At 69.9% G+C, this 14,873-nt stretch carries 10 protein-coding genes and 1 tRNA gene; 5 read left to right on the top strand and 6 right to left on the bottom strand.

Annotated features, from left to right (window positions below):
- Nucleotides 1–492 precede the first annotated feature (492 nt).
- Nucleotides 493–1,983 (bottom strand): hypothetical protein, encoded by a 1,491-nt coding sequence (locus ACTVZO_RS41165; protein WP_443303701.1) that lies wholly within the window; start codon nucleotides 1,981–1,983, stop codon nucleotides 493–495.
- Nucleotides 1,984–2,196: 213 nt separating this feature from the next.
- Nucleotides 2,197–2,270 (bottom strand) — tRNA-Met (locus ACTVZO_RS41160).
- Nucleotides 2,271–2,448: 178 nt separating this feature from the next.
- On the opposite strand from ACTVZO_RS41160, the gene ACTVZO_RS41155 reads away from it, so the two are divergent.
- On the top strand, nucleotides 2,449–2,610 hold the full coding sequence (locus tag ACTVZO_RS41155) for a hypothetical protein (protein ID WP_443303700.1): 162 nt from the start codon (nucleotides 2,449–2,451) through the stop codon (nucleotides 2,608–2,610).
- Nucleotides 2,611–2,640: 30 nt separating this feature from the next.
- Here the strand turns inward: ACTVZO_RS41155 and ACTVZO_RS41150 are convergent, their stop codons facing one another.
- A complete protein-coding gene (locus tag ACTVZO_RS41150) occupies nucleotides 2,641–2,919 on the bottom strand; it encodes a hypothetical protein (RefSeq protein ID WP_443303699.1) in 279 nt (92 codons plus the stop codon).
- A gap of 35 nt (nucleotides 2,920–2,954) precedes the next feature.
- On the bottom strand, nucleotides 2,955–3,149 hold the full coding sequence (locus ACTVZO_RS41145) for a helix-turn-helix domain-containing protein (RefSeq protein WP_443303698.1): 195 nt from the start codon (nucleotides 3,147–3,149) through the stop codon (nucleotides 2,955–2,957).
- Between the two features lie 526 nt (nucleotides 3,150–3,675).
- On the opposite strand from ACTVZO_RS41145, the gene ACTVZO_RS41140 reads away from it, so the two are divergent.
- Nucleotides 3,676–4,233 carry a hypothetical protein gene (locus ACTVZO_RS41140; RefSeq protein ID WP_443303697.1) on the top strand — a complete coding sequence of 186 codons (558 nt, stop codon included), beginning with the start codon at nucleotides 3,676–3,678 and terminating at the stop codon, nucleotides 4,231–4,233.
- Nucleotides 4,234–4,256: 23 nt separating this feature from the next.
- Here ACTVZO_RS41140 and ACTVZO_RS41135 read toward each other — a convergent pair whose 3' ends face one another.
- Nucleotides 4,257–5,681, bottom strand: coding sequence for a DUF2637 domain-containing protein (locus tag ACTVZO_RS41135; RefSeq protein WP_443303696.1), 1,425 nt, complete (start codon nucleotides 5,679–5,681; stop codon nucleotides 4,257–4,259).
- 364 nt (nucleotides 5,682–6,045) lie between these two features.
- On the opposite strand from ACTVZO_RS41135, the gene ACTVZO_RS41130 reads away from it, so the two are divergent.
- Entirely contained in the window at nucleotides 6,046–6,765 is a 720-nt protein-coding gene (locus ACTVZO_RS41130; protein WP_443303695.1) for a prepilin peptidase, read from the top strand.
- A gap of 371 nt (nucleotides 6,766–7,136) precedes the next feature.
- Here ACTVZO_RS41130 and cas3 read toward each other — a convergent pair whose 3' ends face one another.
- Complete coding sequence (gene cas3, locus ACTVZO_RS41125; protein WP_443303694.1) at nucleotides 7,137–9,884, bottom strand: CRISPR-associated helicase Cas3'; 2,748 nt, start codon at nucleotides 9,882–9,884, stop codon at nucleotides 7,137–7,139.
- A gap of 1,955 nt (nucleotides 9,885–11,839) precedes the next feature.
- On the opposite strand from cas3, the gene ACTVZO_RS41120 reads away from it, so the two are divergent.
- Together ACTVZO_RS41120 and ACTVZO_RS41115 are read left to right on the top strand one after the other, a co-directional pair.
- Nucleotides 11,840–12,771, top strand: a protein-coding gene (locus ACTVZO_RS41120; RefSeq protein WP_443303693.1) for an IS5 family transposase whose coding sequence is annotated in 2 segments (ribosomal slippage) — nucleotides 11,840–12,202 and nucleotides 12,205–12,771 — 930 coding nt in all. Because the reading frame shifts where the segments join, the coding sequence is not laid out codon by codon here.
- Between the two features lie 72 nt (nucleotides 12,772–12,843).
- The gene (locus ACTVZO_RS41115; protein WP_443303762.1) at nucleotides 12,844–14,034 is read left to right on the top strand and encodes an IS701 family transposase; all 1,191 of its coding nucleotides are present in this window, start codon (nucleotides 12,844–12,846) and stop codon (nucleotides 14,032–14,034) included.
- Nucleotides 14,035–14,873: the final 839 nt, after the last annotated feature.

Below are 14,873 nucleotides of genomic sequence, written 5' to 3'. Positions count from 1 at the left end.
TGAACCTGCCCACTCGTCGAGGGCTTGTTGCCTCAGTCCTCGTCGGCCGGGTTGTCGCTGATGTCGTCGACGACGCGTAGGCCGAGAGGCTCCAGGAATTGCGGCATGAGCGCCAGCCGTTCCGCGGTCGTGGTCCACTTCATCCCGCCGCCCTTGGCGATGCCGGGAGCGACGGCTGAACGACCTGGTACGAAGAGTGCGCTTCCCCATCCAGCGGTATCTGCGGTTGTCCCCGCACGCTGCCCATCCGGCGGTACGTTGCGATCCATGATGCTCCCCCTCGAAGCTTCGTGGCGGCCACATGGGACCGCGCCGCATCAGTGTGTCAGTCCGCACTGACAGAGAGACCGGAAAGCCGGCTCGGGTCGAGTCCCCGCCAGACCGGACGGTGTTCTCGGTCTGGCGGGACCGATCAAAGAAGCGCCGCCGGGTGGATCTCGCCAGGCTCTGCGCACGGCGACGCTTCGGTGTGGAGGGCGGCGGGCCGGTCGCTCACGGCCGGCTGTGACCAGCGCGCCGGCCTGGCCACCGCCACCCGCTGCTCGATCGATCCGTCGATGGCGCAGTGGGAGGTTCCGGTGACGGAGCCGGGCCCGTGGAGGAGGTGGCGCTGCCGCCGAGCACCGCCGTGTGGATCGCTGTCCAGTCAGCGGCGCGCCACCAGTTGAACAACTGCATGGTGCTGATGACCGTCACGGGCAGGGAGGTCAGGGAGGCGACGAACTCCGGTCGTGAGTAGACGTCCGCCGACCGCTCCGCCGGGTGCAGTTTGTGCTGATGGTTGACGATGAGCACGCCGTCGGAGACCGGCTGGTTCGGCCGCAGTTGGGGCCAGGTCTCCAGATGTCGCTGGAGATGTCCGACGAGGTGTTCCTGCGCGGGGCCGGAGGCTCCTTTGACCTCGACCAGACGATCTGGGGCTCCGTCGGCGCTGACGAGGAGGTCGGCGGACTTCGTGCCGCCGAGGTCCTCGTCCAGGTCGACGGCGCTCATTCCGGCCGCGGCCAGTACCTGTGCGACGGCGGCGACCAGCTCGGATCCGCTGCCGTAGAGCAGGCCGTAGCGCACCGGCTCGGCGTTCTCCTTGGCTTCCTGCAGGGCCTGCTCGAGACGCTGCTTCTCCTCCGCGTAGTGGGCCTCCAGGTCTTGGAGGGCCTGCCGGGTGTTCTGCTCGTCGGAGGTCTGGAGATCGGGGTCGACGAAGAGCGGAGACCGTGCGCGGCGCAGCGCGGACGGCACATACTCGGGGAGAGCTCGGTGTACCAGCCAGCCCAGCGTGCTCTCCCAGCGGGTGGCGTCCGGGACCAGGTACCACCGCTGGTCGCCTGACGGCGAAGTCCAGGCCGCGACCACCGGATCGCCGAGCGCGTCGATGAGGATGGGGTGCAGTTCGCCGGCGGCCGGATGGTCCTGGGGCCTGCCACCGCCGCCATGGACTGTCTGGCTGCCGCGCAGGTTCAGGCTCCACCACGGAGCGGTCTTGGGCCGGGTTAGCAGCCGGAGTGCCAGGTCGCGGTCGGCGCCCTCCACTCCCGGTGCGATCTGTGGCCACGTCCCTGTCGGCAGTCGCCGGGCCCCGGCACTGGTGTACCGGTCACCGAGGCGTACGGAGGCATCCACCGACGACAGTGGGTTTCGGGCACGATCGTCGTCGGTATTGCCGACGAACGCGACGATGAGGGCGACTTCGTCTCGGCGCCGGGCACCTGCGAGGAAGCGCTGAAATTCCTCATCGCCCTTCCCGAAGAACAACCCGGGCTCCACGGCCACGGCGCAGTCGCTGCTCTCCATGCCCAGCCACCGCGGTAGCAGCCCATGCTGCTCCCAGGGCACGTCGCCTGGGACGCGCGGCGGCGTGGGCGGATTGACATGGCCGCGGTAGTCGGGCCACTGCTGGCGGAGCAGCAGCTCCTGTTCTTGCTCGGATCCGGGCGCCGGCTGGCCGATGTGCACCGGCACCAAGCCGGAGTCAGAGCTGCTCATTCGGCGGAGGCTAGCACCCCCTGGGTACGGCACGTGGTGGTCCCCGGCGGGACGTCAGCGCGTACGGGAACGCGGGGAAATCGGGGGACCGATGCCCGATCCGTCGCCCGGGCCTGTGCCTGTGCCTGTGCCTGTGCCTACCGGGATGCTGTTCAGCCGGGGTGACGAATGCCAGTGGCCCCGGTGCGTTGAGCGCCGGGGCCACTGGTTCAGTAGCGGGGACAGGATTTGAACCTGCGACCTCTGGGTTATGAGCCCAGCGAGCTACCGAGCTGCTCCACCCCGCGTCGGTGAACTCGACTGTACGGCATCCCGTGCGCCTGTCCGTACCGCGTTTCCCCCGGTGGAGCGTCTCCACTCCACAAAACTGATTGCTTAATTCCATGAATCTAGTTAAGGTTGAATCCGTTCCGCATCGTGGTGGCCAGTCACCACGGTGCTCGACCAACAGGAACAGGAAGCGCCATGGCGATCATGATGACGCGACGGGGGAAGCGCCGGGACTACTGCTGTCCCGGGCACAACCCCAAGGAACTCGACCACGGCACCGAACGGGCTCGCGAGAAGCGCGAGTGGCTCCGCGAAGCCGACCAGGATGTCGCCGACACCCAGGACCGCGACTCCTGAACATGCCTGGCCCGGCCCGAAAGCCGGCCTCTACCTCTTCATCACGACATCGACTGCGGGCCCACGGCTCGCCACGGTGTCCAGGAGTTGATGAAGTTCTCCGCTGTCGGGATGGCGGGCCCGAAGCCGCTCCGCATCGACGGAGAGCACGTAGAGCGGGTAGTCAGCGATCGGACGGGCACCGCCTTCGCGCGTGGCGATCTCCAGCTCAGCGCGCCGAAGTTGCGACACGAACGCGGCGATGTCGGCATCGGCCGGCAGACGGGTCTTCCCTGTTGCGGGACGACCGATGAACAGCGATTCATCCATGGTGCAGTCTCCCTCTGATTTGGGAGATCAGGTAATCATCGGACCGCCGGCGCTCGCCCCGGGGTCCTGATCGCCGTCCAGCGGCCGTCCGTCGAACAGACGGCCAGGCCGTGGCGTGTCAGGTCCTCCAGGTGGCGGTTGATGGTCCGCGGGGTGTAGCCCACCGCCTCGCACAACTCCTGCACCGTGTGTGCCCCGGCCTCGGTCAGACGGATGTAGGTCTGTGCCACATTCCGGCCGAGTGGGGGCGGTTCGGCCAGCGCGGGAATTCGGGGGCCGTCTTGCCGCACAGCGGGCGCCACCGCCGCCGCCGTGGGCGTTGGGGCAGCGGCCGCACGGTGGCGGGCCGGGCGCGGGGTCCGGTTCACGCTGCGATGCCCTCGGCCCTTCTGGCGTTTGCTCATCCTCGGCCCTCTTCACCGTGTCCCGACCGCATGTCGAACAGAACGACCGGACTCGCGAAGGGGGGCGGGGCGGAGGCGATCTTCACCGGCATGGAGGAGGGCGTTTCGGGTGTCGGCCATGGTCGTCGACGCTGCGGCGGCCTCCTTTCCGTTCTGCTCCTCCACGCCGTCGGATGGTGCCGGAACTTCACCGCCAAGCCTTCATGGGCTCTTCGGCAGGATCGGCTCACCGGGCGCGGGCGGCCGGGCCTCCCCTGAATCGGGAACCTCGCGGTGTCAGAGCGCCCGGGTAGTGTCGTGCGACCAGACGGGCGAGATGAGGGCAGGGCGCGCGGTGCATGCAGTGACGGTGATGGCGGGAACCTTGGGCTGGCTCACGGCCATCGCGTTCGGCGCCGTCGGGTACGCCAAGGCGGCAGACCCCGAGCGTCGCTGGGGTTCGCCGCTCCCGGGCCCGATGGGCTGGGTCGCGCTCGTGACCGCGGGCCAGTTCGGCCTCCTGCTGATCATGCAGCTGGGCCTGCTCTCCCGCCCGGGCGGTGTGCTCCTGGGTTTGGCCCAGCAGGTGGTGTGGACGGCCGGGCTCGTCGTGATCGTGCACCTGTTCCGACGGGCGCGGTCCGTCGCGTTCTCCGACCGCACCTTGACGCCGGTCATCCCCGAGCTCCTGCCCTATATCACCGCGATGCAGCGACGAGCGCCCGACGCCGAGACCGATCTGCTGCTGGACCGGGCCCGCAACGCGGTACGCGGCGGACGCGGCCGTGAGGCCCTTCGGTGCCTGAGCGAAGTCTGCGACCGGCTCCAGCAGAGCCTCGCACCGGCTGGCGACGACTGGGCCGCCCTTCACCGGCGGGTCTCCCACCTGTGCTGGATGAACGGCCTGCCCCGCCCCTCACACGCCCCGTAGAGCGCCCCGGTCCGCTCCGGGTTCTAACGCACGGGCTCGGCCGGCCGCAGTCCGGCGTCCTGGCCTCCGGGCTGGCGCCAGTCCAGGTCGAGTTGGTCGGCGCCTTCGCGGACGACGATCGGTCCGTGCGTCTTCTCCAGCTTGTTGTACTGCGTGCGGCCGGACCCTTCCTGCTGGTAGCCCGCCCACCGGGCCAGGTTCGGCTTGGTCAGCTCCACCCCGGCCTGCTGGTGGGCCAGGTAGATCCGCTCGGCGCGCTGCCCCTTCGTCTCCCCCGGGGGCGCGACACCCAGGTCTACCCGGGGCTCCTCCATCTCTCCACCGGCGGCCTCGTCGTCCTCGGCGTCGTCCGCGGTCTCGGACTCCTCGCCGCTCTCGCCCGTTCTGGGACCGGCAGCGTCGACGCCCTGGGGTGCGACGGGGTCCCCGCTCTGCGGTTCGGCGACCGGAGCCCGTACCGGGCCGGACTGCGGCGTGCCCACGTCGAGGCCGGGCTCGACGAGTTCCTCGCGCGTGGCCGGGATCGGGGCGACAGCCTCAACGGCGGGCTGAGAAGCCGGATCCGGAGCCATCGGCACGAACTGCTCCGGCACCACCGCGCGCGCCTGGACGGCGTCGGCCGCGGGTGCGGGCGGGGCGGGAAGGTTCTGCGGCGCGAGGGCCGCCGTCGCCTCCAGGACGACGGCCGGGCCCTGAGGAGCGGGTCGCGGCGACTGCACCGGGGCGAGCGCCTGGACCGGCACTTCGTCACGCATCTGCTCGGCGACCAGCACGTCGGTGGTCCCGCGTTCGACCGCGATGCCGAGGCGGGCCTGGCGCAGCGGGCGCAGCTGCGCGCTCGTCGCCTTCCTCCGCCAGCCGCGTCCGTACTCGGCCCTCAGGTCCTGGCGGAGCAGCATCCTCTCCTGGTAGCGCTGCAGGGCGAGGGCGTACGAGCGGATCTCCCACAGCTTCATGTCCCGCCATATGGAGAACGTCGCCGCCGGGGAGAGGAACCAGCGGGACAGCCGTATGGAGTCCATGTGCTGGTCGAGCTCGATCGAGGTGGCCTTGGCGATCGCGTTGCGCATCGCCTCGGTCACCGCGATGAACAGCAACGGGATCGTGGCATGCATCGCGGAGCCGAGCACGTCCGGCCACGAGCTGGCCGCGTTGAAGGTGATGGTCGCGGCCGTCAGCAGCCAGGCTATGTAGCGCAGCAGCGGATACTTCAGGTTGATCGACGTCAGGGCCAGGTCCAGGGCCAGCAGCACCGCGATCCCGAGGTCCACCGCGAGCGGGAAGGCCGGCGCGAAGGACCCGAAGCCCTTCTCCTCCGCCAGCGCGCGCACCGCGGTGTAGGAGCCGACGAAACCGACCGCCGCGATGACGGTCGACCCGAACCCGATGGCACCGAACAGCGCCTTGCGTCCCCTCGTCCACCGCACCCGGGCAGGCCTCGCAGCCACGTCGGGCAAGTGGGGCGGCTGAAGACTTGTGCTGCTCGACCCAGCGGTCATTGGTCGTACTTCCTTCTCGTCGAGTCCGTGCGCAGGCGCGCATCGCACATAGAGGTGCGATCAACGCCTCGGGTGTGACACCGGATCGACATGCCCTCGCATTCAAGCCACCCCGGTGACTCTGAACGGTACGAGGGATGAAGTCTGCGAACCACCCCCTTTTGCCTCACGTTACCCTGTGCGACCTGCTGGTTTGTACTGAAGATCACGATCTGCCCCACCCGGCGGCAACCCCGGGCGACTTCGTTACGCTTCAGTTGTCCAGCTTGCGGGCTGGCTGAAATCAGCTACCTCAGATCGCCTGGAGAGCCAGATGCACGTGGTCACCGCCGTCGCGCTCCTCGCGGGCCTGGCCGCTGGCGCAGCCGCCCGGCCGCTGATCTTCGCCCGCGCCGTACCCAGCGGCGAGCCGAACCGGCGCACCTGCCCCTCCTGCGACGCCGACTACCTCTCCCCCGGCCTCCGAGGCCGACTCCGGGCAACGACCGGCCGATGCCCGTCCTGCAAGGCGAAAGCCGGTCCGGCAGCCTGGCTCCCCGAACTCCTCACCGGAGCGTCCTTCGCCGCCCTTGCCTCCACCGGGGCCACGGGCTGGATCGGTGCAGCCCAGTACTGGCTGCTGGCCTGCGGTGCGGCCCTGGCCCTCATCGACCTCGCCGTCCACCGCCTGCCCGACGTCCTGACGCTGCCGGCGTCGGCTGGCACCCTCCTGCTCGTCACCGGAGCCGAACTCGCAGGCGAGCCCGGCAGTATCTGGCGCGCCCTCGCCGGAGCCACGGCCGTTACGACGGTCTACTTCGTCATCCGGGCCGGCGGAGGCGACATCAAGTTGGCGCCGACGGTCGGTGCCCTTCTCGGCTGGTCGAGCTGGAGTGCCCTCCTGTGGGGCACCATCGCCGGATTCGCGCTCGGCGCGGCCAGCGGCCTCATCCTGATGCTGCTTGGGAAAGCGTCCAGGAAGACCGAACTCGCTTTCGGCCCCTACATGATCCTCGGGGCCCTAGCCGTCTCCTCCTTGAGCACCGCCACCTGAGTAGCCCGGGCCTCCCGGACCGTGTCGCGGGACGGCAGCACGGCTGGACAGCAGGTTCAGCCGCGGCTCCCGGCGGGCGAACCAGCCCACCCCGGTGATCAGTACGGTCTACGCCGAGGTGCGGGTCGGCGCGACTCAGTCCGCGCGGCGTTCCGCGGCGTAACGCACCGGGAGTTCCTTCAAGCCGCGGGCTCGCAGTGACGGGCGCCACGGGGAGCAGGCCCGGCCGGTTCCAGGGTGGGGTAGCGCTCCAGGAGGACTGCCAGGGCAATTGGGTCACGCCAGCCGTGGTCCGGAAGCCAGCAAGAGGATCCGCGCCGCCCCGGCCTTGCTGAGAACCGCCCCCACAACGGCCCGACGATCTTCAGGGTTCACCGGACGGCGGTGCGGACGAGGCCGAGGACAGGGTCGAGGAGCAGGATGTGCCGCTCGGTCCGGTGGCCCTGGATGCCTCCGTCAGGCAGAACGCTGTGCGGGAGCAGGCGCAGCTCACGGGCGAGTGGGGTCTTGTTCCATGCCCCGGGCACGGCGGTGTCAGGGCCCTTGGGGAGATAGGTACCGGGGGCGGGGACGCTCAGGCGGGCGAGGTCGGCGACCTGGGCGCGGGTGAGGCGTTTGTGGCCGGAGGCCGGCATCGGCAGTGGGCGGGTGCACTGGGGGTCGAGCCAGGTGGTGCCGTTGGCTGTGCGGTAGACCGGGAGCAGTCGGGCGGAGTCGGCGCCGAGGCGAGTGGTGAGCAGGTCGGGGTCGAGGTCGCGGTCGGTGATCGGGTAGAGGTCGGTGAGGGTGTCGGGGGCGGGGATGGCGGCGGTGTCGGCGGCCGCGTCCTGGCCGGCGCGCCGGTGGTCGTCGTGGAGGGCCTGCTCGGCGAGGGTGTTGAGGTCCGCGTAGACGGTCTCGATCATGGAGGTGACGTCCTCCGGGATGGCGACGGGGCTGCCGGCCTTCTCGGTGAGGAGGTCGCGGGTGCGGCGCAGCAGGGCCGCGTCGTAGACGTTGCCCCACGTCGGCGGGGGAAGGTCTCCGGCGGGTACGAGGACGACCAGGCGCGGGGCTGGTGCCCAGCTCGGCCGGCGGCCGCGGCGGCCGAGGATGTGGCGGTGTCCGCGGCCGGCGCGCTGGAGGAGCTGGGCGAGGGGGGCGAGGTCGGTGGTGACGAGGTCGAAGTCGACGTCGAGGGACTGCTCGGCAACCTGGGTGGTCACGACGATCCACGGCTCGTGGGGCCGCTGAGCGCGGGGGCCGAGGAGGGTGAGGAGCTGGTGCGTGAGGTCCTCGCGCTGCCACTGCGGCATCCGGGCGTGGAGCAGCAGGAGGTTGGGGGTGCGGGTACCGGAGCGGGCGGCAAGTGCCTGGTAGGTGGCCTGTGCGTCGGGCACGGTGTTACAGACCACCAGGACAGCGCCCGGGTCTTCGGCTGCGTCGTACAGCGGGCTGAGGAGGCGTGCGAGGTGCGCGGCGCGGCCCTCGGCGGCGTGGGGGTCGTGGGTGTGGCGCACGGACTGCTGGTCAACGGCGAGGGAGTGCGCACGGGTGCTGGGGATCGTCGCGGAGGTGGTCACGGTGGCGGTGGCCGCGTCCGCGAACAGCCAGCCGGGGTAGGCCGGCGTGACCGGCTCCGGGGAGGTGTGGCCGGCGCCTTGGAGGTAGGCGTGGACCAGGCGCTCGGCGAGGCTGCCGGCGAGGGTCGCGGACAACAGCACGACCGGGGCTCCGAGGTGGCCGAGCCACTGGAGCAGGCGGACGGTGAGAGCGTGGCCGAAGGCGTCGTAGGCATGGGCCTCGTCGATGATCAGCGTCTTGCCGGACAGGCCGAGCCAGCGCAGGGTGTTGAACCGCATGGGCAGGCAGGCCATCGCGGCCTGGTCCCAGGTACCCACCGCGGTCCCGGCGGCCAGACCGAGGTGCTTACGGCGCACGAAGTCACCCGCCGTCGTGGACACCCCGTCGTCGCAGAGCTCGGCATCAGGGGCGTCCGTGGAGTACGCCTCCTTCAGCCAGGCCATCCCGTGCAGCAAAGTGACCGGGGTGTCGGCTGCCGCGGCACGGCGGACGTAAGCGCGGACTCGGTCCCACATCGCGTCGGTCGTGGCCATTGTCGGCAGCAGCACCCCAAGCCCTGGCTGGCCTGCTGCCGCGCCGAGGAGGCGGGCGCCGAAGAGCCCGGTCTCCGTCTTGCCGTCACCGGTCGGTGCGGTCACCAGCAAGATGCCCGCTCCGCTCACCAGACCCGGCAGACGCGCGGCGATGTCGGCCTGCAGCGGGTACGGGCGGGTGATCTCTGGGAAGACGTCCTCGAAACGGGATGCGGGCGCCCACTGCGGCGCCGCGAGCTGGAGCTTCTCCACTGCCGGGCCCGCAGCCGTGTACGCCCGCTCGAAGTGGGCCTGCCAGTCCTCGTCTTCGTCCGCCATCCAGTCGTCCTGGCGGGCACGCACCCACGGATGACCGGAGGCGATCCAGTCCGCGAGGACCACCAGACCGGTCACCAGCACCGCCGCACCCGCAGGCGCCACACGGCCCGGCGCAGCCGGCCGTCCACACGCCGCGTGCACGACATCCACCAGCGCGGCTCGCTGCTCCCGCCATCCCGGCGCCGTCCCAACCCGCGGCTCCGCCCGCTCCGAATGCCTCAGCGTCGCCCGGTCCAGCATCAGCCCGTAGACCCCGTGATGTCCCCCGAGGATCTGCGCCACCTGATGGGCCACTGACTTCCCCGGCCGCGACGCGGCGTCATACCCGTAATCGGCCAGGATCGACGGCAGAACAAGATGAGTCACCCGTTCATGACGGACCGCACCCTCGTTCATCCAGCCCGTGGGAGAAGCGAACTCCTCCTGCCGCAGGAACTCCGGCTCCGGCCCCGTCGGCGACGACTGGAACGAAGGACAGCACTTTCCCAGGTCGTGAAGACCAGCCCAGAACGCCACCAGCGCACGCGCCTGCCGCTCCGGGACCCCGAACGACTCGGCCACAAACCGGCGCTGTCCTGCGGAGAGATGAACATCCCAAAGCAGCATCGCGACAGCCGCGGTATCCAGCGAATGACAGCCCAGCGGATACGGAGCAGGCAACTCGTCAGACTTCCCCCACACACAGGAGCACAACTCGAAGACCATTGAGAAAATCACCTCAAAACGTAAAAGATAGGACACCCACGATGGCCCAGTGGCGAAGGACAGACCTGGCACGAGGCCGGCTATCTCCTCCCGCGACCTCCCTCTGGGGACCGCGGACCCCCCGCACAGGGCGTGCTGTACCTCGTCGGCGGCGCAGTCGCCGCCGTGATGATCGGCGGATCCCGCAGGGGCGGGTAGCGGAGCAGGCCGCAGCGCATGCTGGCCGCGCCGCCGTGAGACCCCCGCAACAGCGGCCTGTGCGACTGGTGGTGGACTCTGCCCCTCATGGCCATCGTCGGACGCCCGCGAGGGCGGGTTCCAGGATGTCCCGCTCCTGCTCTGGCGAACCCCTTCCGTTGGACTCCCGCGCGGGCGGGTGCCACGGCATGGCCATCAGCATGCAGGGCCTGTACGGCGTCGGACTCCCGCGCGGACGGGGTTCCACCGGTGGCGATGCGCCATGGTGCCCGGGGTGCACGTTGGACTTCCGGCGGGCGGGTTCCACGCTCCGGCCGGCCGCACTCTCATCCCAGCTGTCCAAGGACTCCCGCGCGGGCGGGTGCCACCGGATGCTGTCGTCATCGTCCATGTCGCCGTACGCCGTACTCCCGCGCGGGCAGGTGCCACCGGAGTTCCGTCCGATCTGGGTTGACCTGGTGCGTCGGACTCCCCCACGGGCGGGTTCCTCCACCGGCCAGGCACGCAGTGGCCTTCCGGACTCGTCGGACTCCCGCGCGGGCTGGTTCCATCTCGGGCGCAATCCCTCTCTGGTCAGCCAGTTCGTCGGACTCCCGCGCAGGCGGGCTCCACTAAAGGCGGGGGCGCTCGTCTTCCAGGGCCATCGTCGGACTCCCGCGCAGGCAGGATCCACACACCAACGATCGTCTCCAGGATGTCCTTGAACGTCGGACTACCGCGCGGGGCGAGTTCCGCTACGCGCCGGCCGGGGACACGGCGGTGGCCGTCGTCGGACACCCGCACGGGCAGGTGCACGTGGTTTCGACCACGTTGATACGCCACACCTTCGTGGGACACCCGCGCGGGCGAGTTCCACGCGGTCTACCCGAGCGTCGGGAAGGACGGGTTCGTCGAACTTCCGCAGGGGCGGATTCCACGCCGAACTGCACCAGCTGCAGCGTGAGCGCGACGTCGGACCCCCGCGCGGGCGGGTTTCTCCCGAACGTCCACCGCCTGGACGAGGTGATGCGCGTCGGACTCCCGCGTGGGCGGGATCCACGAGGCGAGTCGCTGCTCTGGTGTGAGTAACGGCGTCGGACTCCCGCTCGGGCAGGTTCCACCAACGTGGAAGGCCGCGGGCATTGCGGTACCTCGGACTCCCTTCCACCCCAGGCAGTGGGAGAGCACCGTTCGCAGTCTCGTCGGACCCCCGCTCGGGCGGATTCCACTGGACCCGGGGCGAGTCCAGGAACATGAACGTCGTCGGACTCCCGCGCGGGCGGGTTCGACCGGCTAACGGCTTTCTTGAAGCAGTGCCCGCACGACGGACTCGCGCGCGGGCGGGTTCAACTGCTTGTGGGTGACGCCGACCCGCTTCAGCTGCGTCGGACTCCCGCGCGGGCGGGTTCCACGGCTTGGTAAGGGCCGTCGCGCTTCGTTGGACACCCGCGCGGGCGGGTTCCACCACGCCCCCACGTCCATCAACCTGCTCTTGCCGTCGAACTCCCGCGCGGCGAGTTCCACGGGGGTCGGGTCCCAGTCCTCCATCTGCTGGTCGTCGGACTCCCGCCCGGGCGGGTTCAACTCCGCAGTACCGGCCGCGTACAGGGCCCGTTCCGTCGGACTCCCGCGCGGGCGGGCTTCATACCTCGCGGCGGCGGCCGTAGACGTGGGCGTTCGTCGGACTCCCGCAGGGGCGGGTTCACATGCACCGGTTTCCTAGGCACTGTTTCTCGGATCGCATGACGTGGGTGGGGTGTTGGGGTCAGGCTTGCTGTATGGGCCGTGGGGATCTGACGAACGCGGAGTGGGACCGGCTGGAGTCGTTCTTACCTCCTGGTGGTGCGCGTGGGGGCCGGTGGAGTGATCACCGTCGGGTGATCAACGGGGTGCTCTACCGGGTCCGGACGGGTGTGCAGTGGCGGGATCTGCCGGAGCGGTTCGGGCCGTGGGAGACCATCTATAAACGTCATCGCCGCTGGTCGGCGGATGGAACGTGGTCGATGCTGCTGTCCCGGATCCAGGCGGCTGAGGACGCGGAGGGCCGGATCGACTGGGACGTCTCGGTGGACTCGACAGCGGTGCGGGCCCACCAGCACGCCGCCGGCGCGAGGAAGACGCCGGCGGCCACCGATCCTCAAAAGGGGAACCTGCAGGGGACGAACCAGGTCGATCCGGTGCTGCGGAGACTGATCGTCCGGCTGAAGGAAGTGGTCAGATCCGCGAGTGCCTGGGACGCTCCCGCGGCGGATTCACCACCAAAATCCACCTCGCCGCCGACGGACGATGCCGGCCTCTCGCCCTCGTCCTGACACCCGGACACTACGGCGACGGGCCCCAGTTCGAGCGGGTGCTGAAGGAGATCTCCGTGCCCCGTATCGGCGTCGGCCGGCCCCGCACGCGCCCCGACCACGTCCTGGCGGACAAGGCCTACACGTCCCGGAAGAACCGCCGCTACCTGCGACGACGCGGAATCCGGCACACCATCCCCGAACGCCTCGACCAGCAGAGACACCGCAAGAACCGCGGCTCCCGGGGCGGCCGACCCACCGGCTTCGACAGCGAGCGCTACAAGAAGCGCAACTCCGTCGAACGAGCCATCAACCGGCTGAAGGGCTTCCGCGCCGTCGCCACCCGCTACGAGAAACGCGCCTACATCTACCTCGGCACCGTCACCCTCGCAGCCCTCACCATCTGGCTCCGCACATGATCCGAGAAACAGGCCCTAGTACTGCAACGGTTCTTTGGGTGACGGTTGGGTAGTTATGTCGTTGTGGTGGATATGGGGTGGGAGTCGGTGCGGGCGGATGCCCGTGTGTGGTCGGCGGGGTTGTCGGAGTTGCATGCGCGGTTTGTCCATCGGTTCTCGCGGGTGGAGCCGCGGGAGTCGGCATTGGCGTATATGCGGGGTCTGATAGCGCCGTTGGAGCGGAAGAACGGTTGGACGCTTGCGGAGGAGGCCGGGCACGGAGGGCCGGACCGGATCCACCGACTGCTCAACCGGATCGACTGGGATGCCGACGAGGTGCTCGATGATGTCCGCGACTACGTCATCGAGCACCTCGGCGACCCCGACGGGGTCCTGATCGTCGACGACACCGGGTTTCTGAAGAAGGGCATCCGCTCCGCCGGAGTTCAGCGCCAATACTCGGGAACGGCGGGCCGCACGGAGAATTGCCAGGTCGGTGTCTTCCTCGCCTATTCCGGCGCCCGTGGTCGCACGTTGATCGACCGCCGCTTGTATCTGCCCACGTCATGGACCGATGACCGCGAGCGATGCCGGGCCGCGGGTATCGAGGACACGACCGTCTTCGAGACGAAGGTGGTCATCGCCAAGGCCATGGTCCGCCGGGCGATCACGGAGAAGATCCCGTTCCGGTGGGTGACCGCGGACGCCGCCTACGGCTTCTCCAAAGGCTGGCGCACGGAACTCGAGCGGGCGGACGTCTTTCACGTCATGGCCACCACCCGGCACGACACCGTCGTCACCCGCTGGGCCATGGACCACCCGGTTCACGACCTCTTCCCGGGCCTTGCGAGGCAGAAGTGGAAGCGCCGTTCCTGCGGCAACGGCGCCCACGGCCCGCGTGTTTACGACTGGGCCAGGGTCGAGGTCCGGCCCTGGCATCGTGAGGACCGCCGCCACTGGGTCATCGCCCGCCGAAGCGTCAGCCGGCCCGACCAGATCTCCTACTACATCGCCTACTGCCCCGCCGAAACCACCCTGGAAGAGCTGATCCGCGTCGCGGGCAGCCGATGGGCGGTCGAGGAATGCTTCCAGACCGCCAAGCAGGAATGCGGCCTGGACGACTACCAAGTCCGACGATATCCCGGCTGGCACCGCCACATCACCCTCGCCATGGCCGCCCACGCCTGCCTGACTGTCCTGAAGGCGCGCGAGGCAGACACGGAGAAAGAAGAAACGGATCCTCCCAGCTCATACCCCTCACCCTCCCCGAAATCCGACGCCTGATCACCCGACTCACCCACCGCCGACCCCCACCCGTCGAACACATCCTGCACTGGTCACACTGGCGCCGCCGCCGACAACACCAAGCCCGCGTCAGCCACTACAAACGACGCGGCCACACCCCACCCGAAACCGACAAACCATCACCACAAAGACCGCTGCAGTACTAGGCCGACGAGCGGGGGCGTCGGACTCCCGCGCGGGCAGGTTCCACGTGAACCTGGCGGCCCTCGCCGCACGCACCAACGTCGGACTCCCGCGCGGGCGGGCTGCACTCCACCAGAGCCCTGAACGCGTGGTGCCACGGCGTCGGACACCCGCTTGGGCGAGTTGCACTTGCGGACAGAGCAGCCGTGCTCCTTCCACTGCGTCGGACTCCCGCGCGGGCAGGTTCCCACCGGTGGCGATGCGCCATGGTGCCCGGGGTGCACGTCGGACAGCCGCGCGGGCGGGTTCCACGATCCATCCGTCGCCGAGCCGCACGGCGGTGGCGTCGGCTTCCGCGCGGGCGGGTTCCACGCTCCGGCAGGCCGCGCTCTCATCCCAGTGGTCGAAGGACTCCCGCGTGGGCGGGCTCCACCCGGTGACGACGCGGACGCCGACGTTGGCGCTCGCCGGTCTCCCGCACGGGCGGTTCCAAGCGCCCGGGGCTGTCACGGAATCGACCTCCCCCGTCGGACTCCCGCTCGGGCGGGCTCCACTCCAACTGCGAGGCGAAAGCGGCGATGTTGGCCGTCGGACTCCCGCGCGGGCGGGCTTCACCGGTACTCACAAGGCAAAAGCCCCGGCGGACACGTCGGACACCCGCACGGGCGGGCTCCACATCATGCCCCAGTGGGTTG

The sequence above is a fragment of the Streptomyces sp. IBSNAI002 genome, from assembly GCF_052244475.1.
Lineage (GTDB): Bacteria > Actinomycetota > Actinomycetes > Streptomycetales > Streptomycetaceae > Streptomyces.
Note: the sequence above shows the minus strand (reverse complement) of the source record. Positions and strands in the feature narration are given on the sequence as shown.

Bases quoted from the DNA above. Each gene is read 5' to 3' on its own strand.
- ACTVZO_RS41165 (WP_443303701.1), bottom strand. From the start codon at position 1,983: ATGAGCAGCTCTGACTCCGGCTTGGTGCCGGTGCACATCGGCCAGCCG.
- ACTVZO_RS41155 (WP_443303700.1), top strand. From the start codon at position 2,449: ATGGCGATCATGATGACGCGACGGGGGAAGCGCCGGGACTACTGCTGT.
- ACTVZO_RS41150 (WP_443303699.1), bottom strand. From the start codon at position 2,919: ATGGATGAATCGCTGTTCATCGGTCGTCCCGCAACAGGGAAGACCCGT.
- ACTVZO_RS41140 (WP_443303697.1), top strand. From the start codon at position 3,676: ATGGCGGGAACCTTGGGCTGGCTCACGGCCATCGCGTTCGGCGCCGTC.
- ACTVZO_RS41130 (WP_443303695.1), top strand. From the start codon at position 6,046: ATGCACGTGGTCACCGCCGTCGCGCTCCTCGCGGGCCTGGCCGCTGGC.
- cas3 (WP_443303694.1), bottom strand. From the start codon at position 9,884: ATGGTCTTCGAGTTGTGCTCCTGTGTGTGGGGGAAGTCTGACGAGTTG.
- ACTVZO_RS41115 (WP_443303762.1), top strand. From the start codon at position 12,844: ATGGGGTGGGAGTCGGTGCGGGCGGATGCCCGTGTGTGGTCGGCGGGG.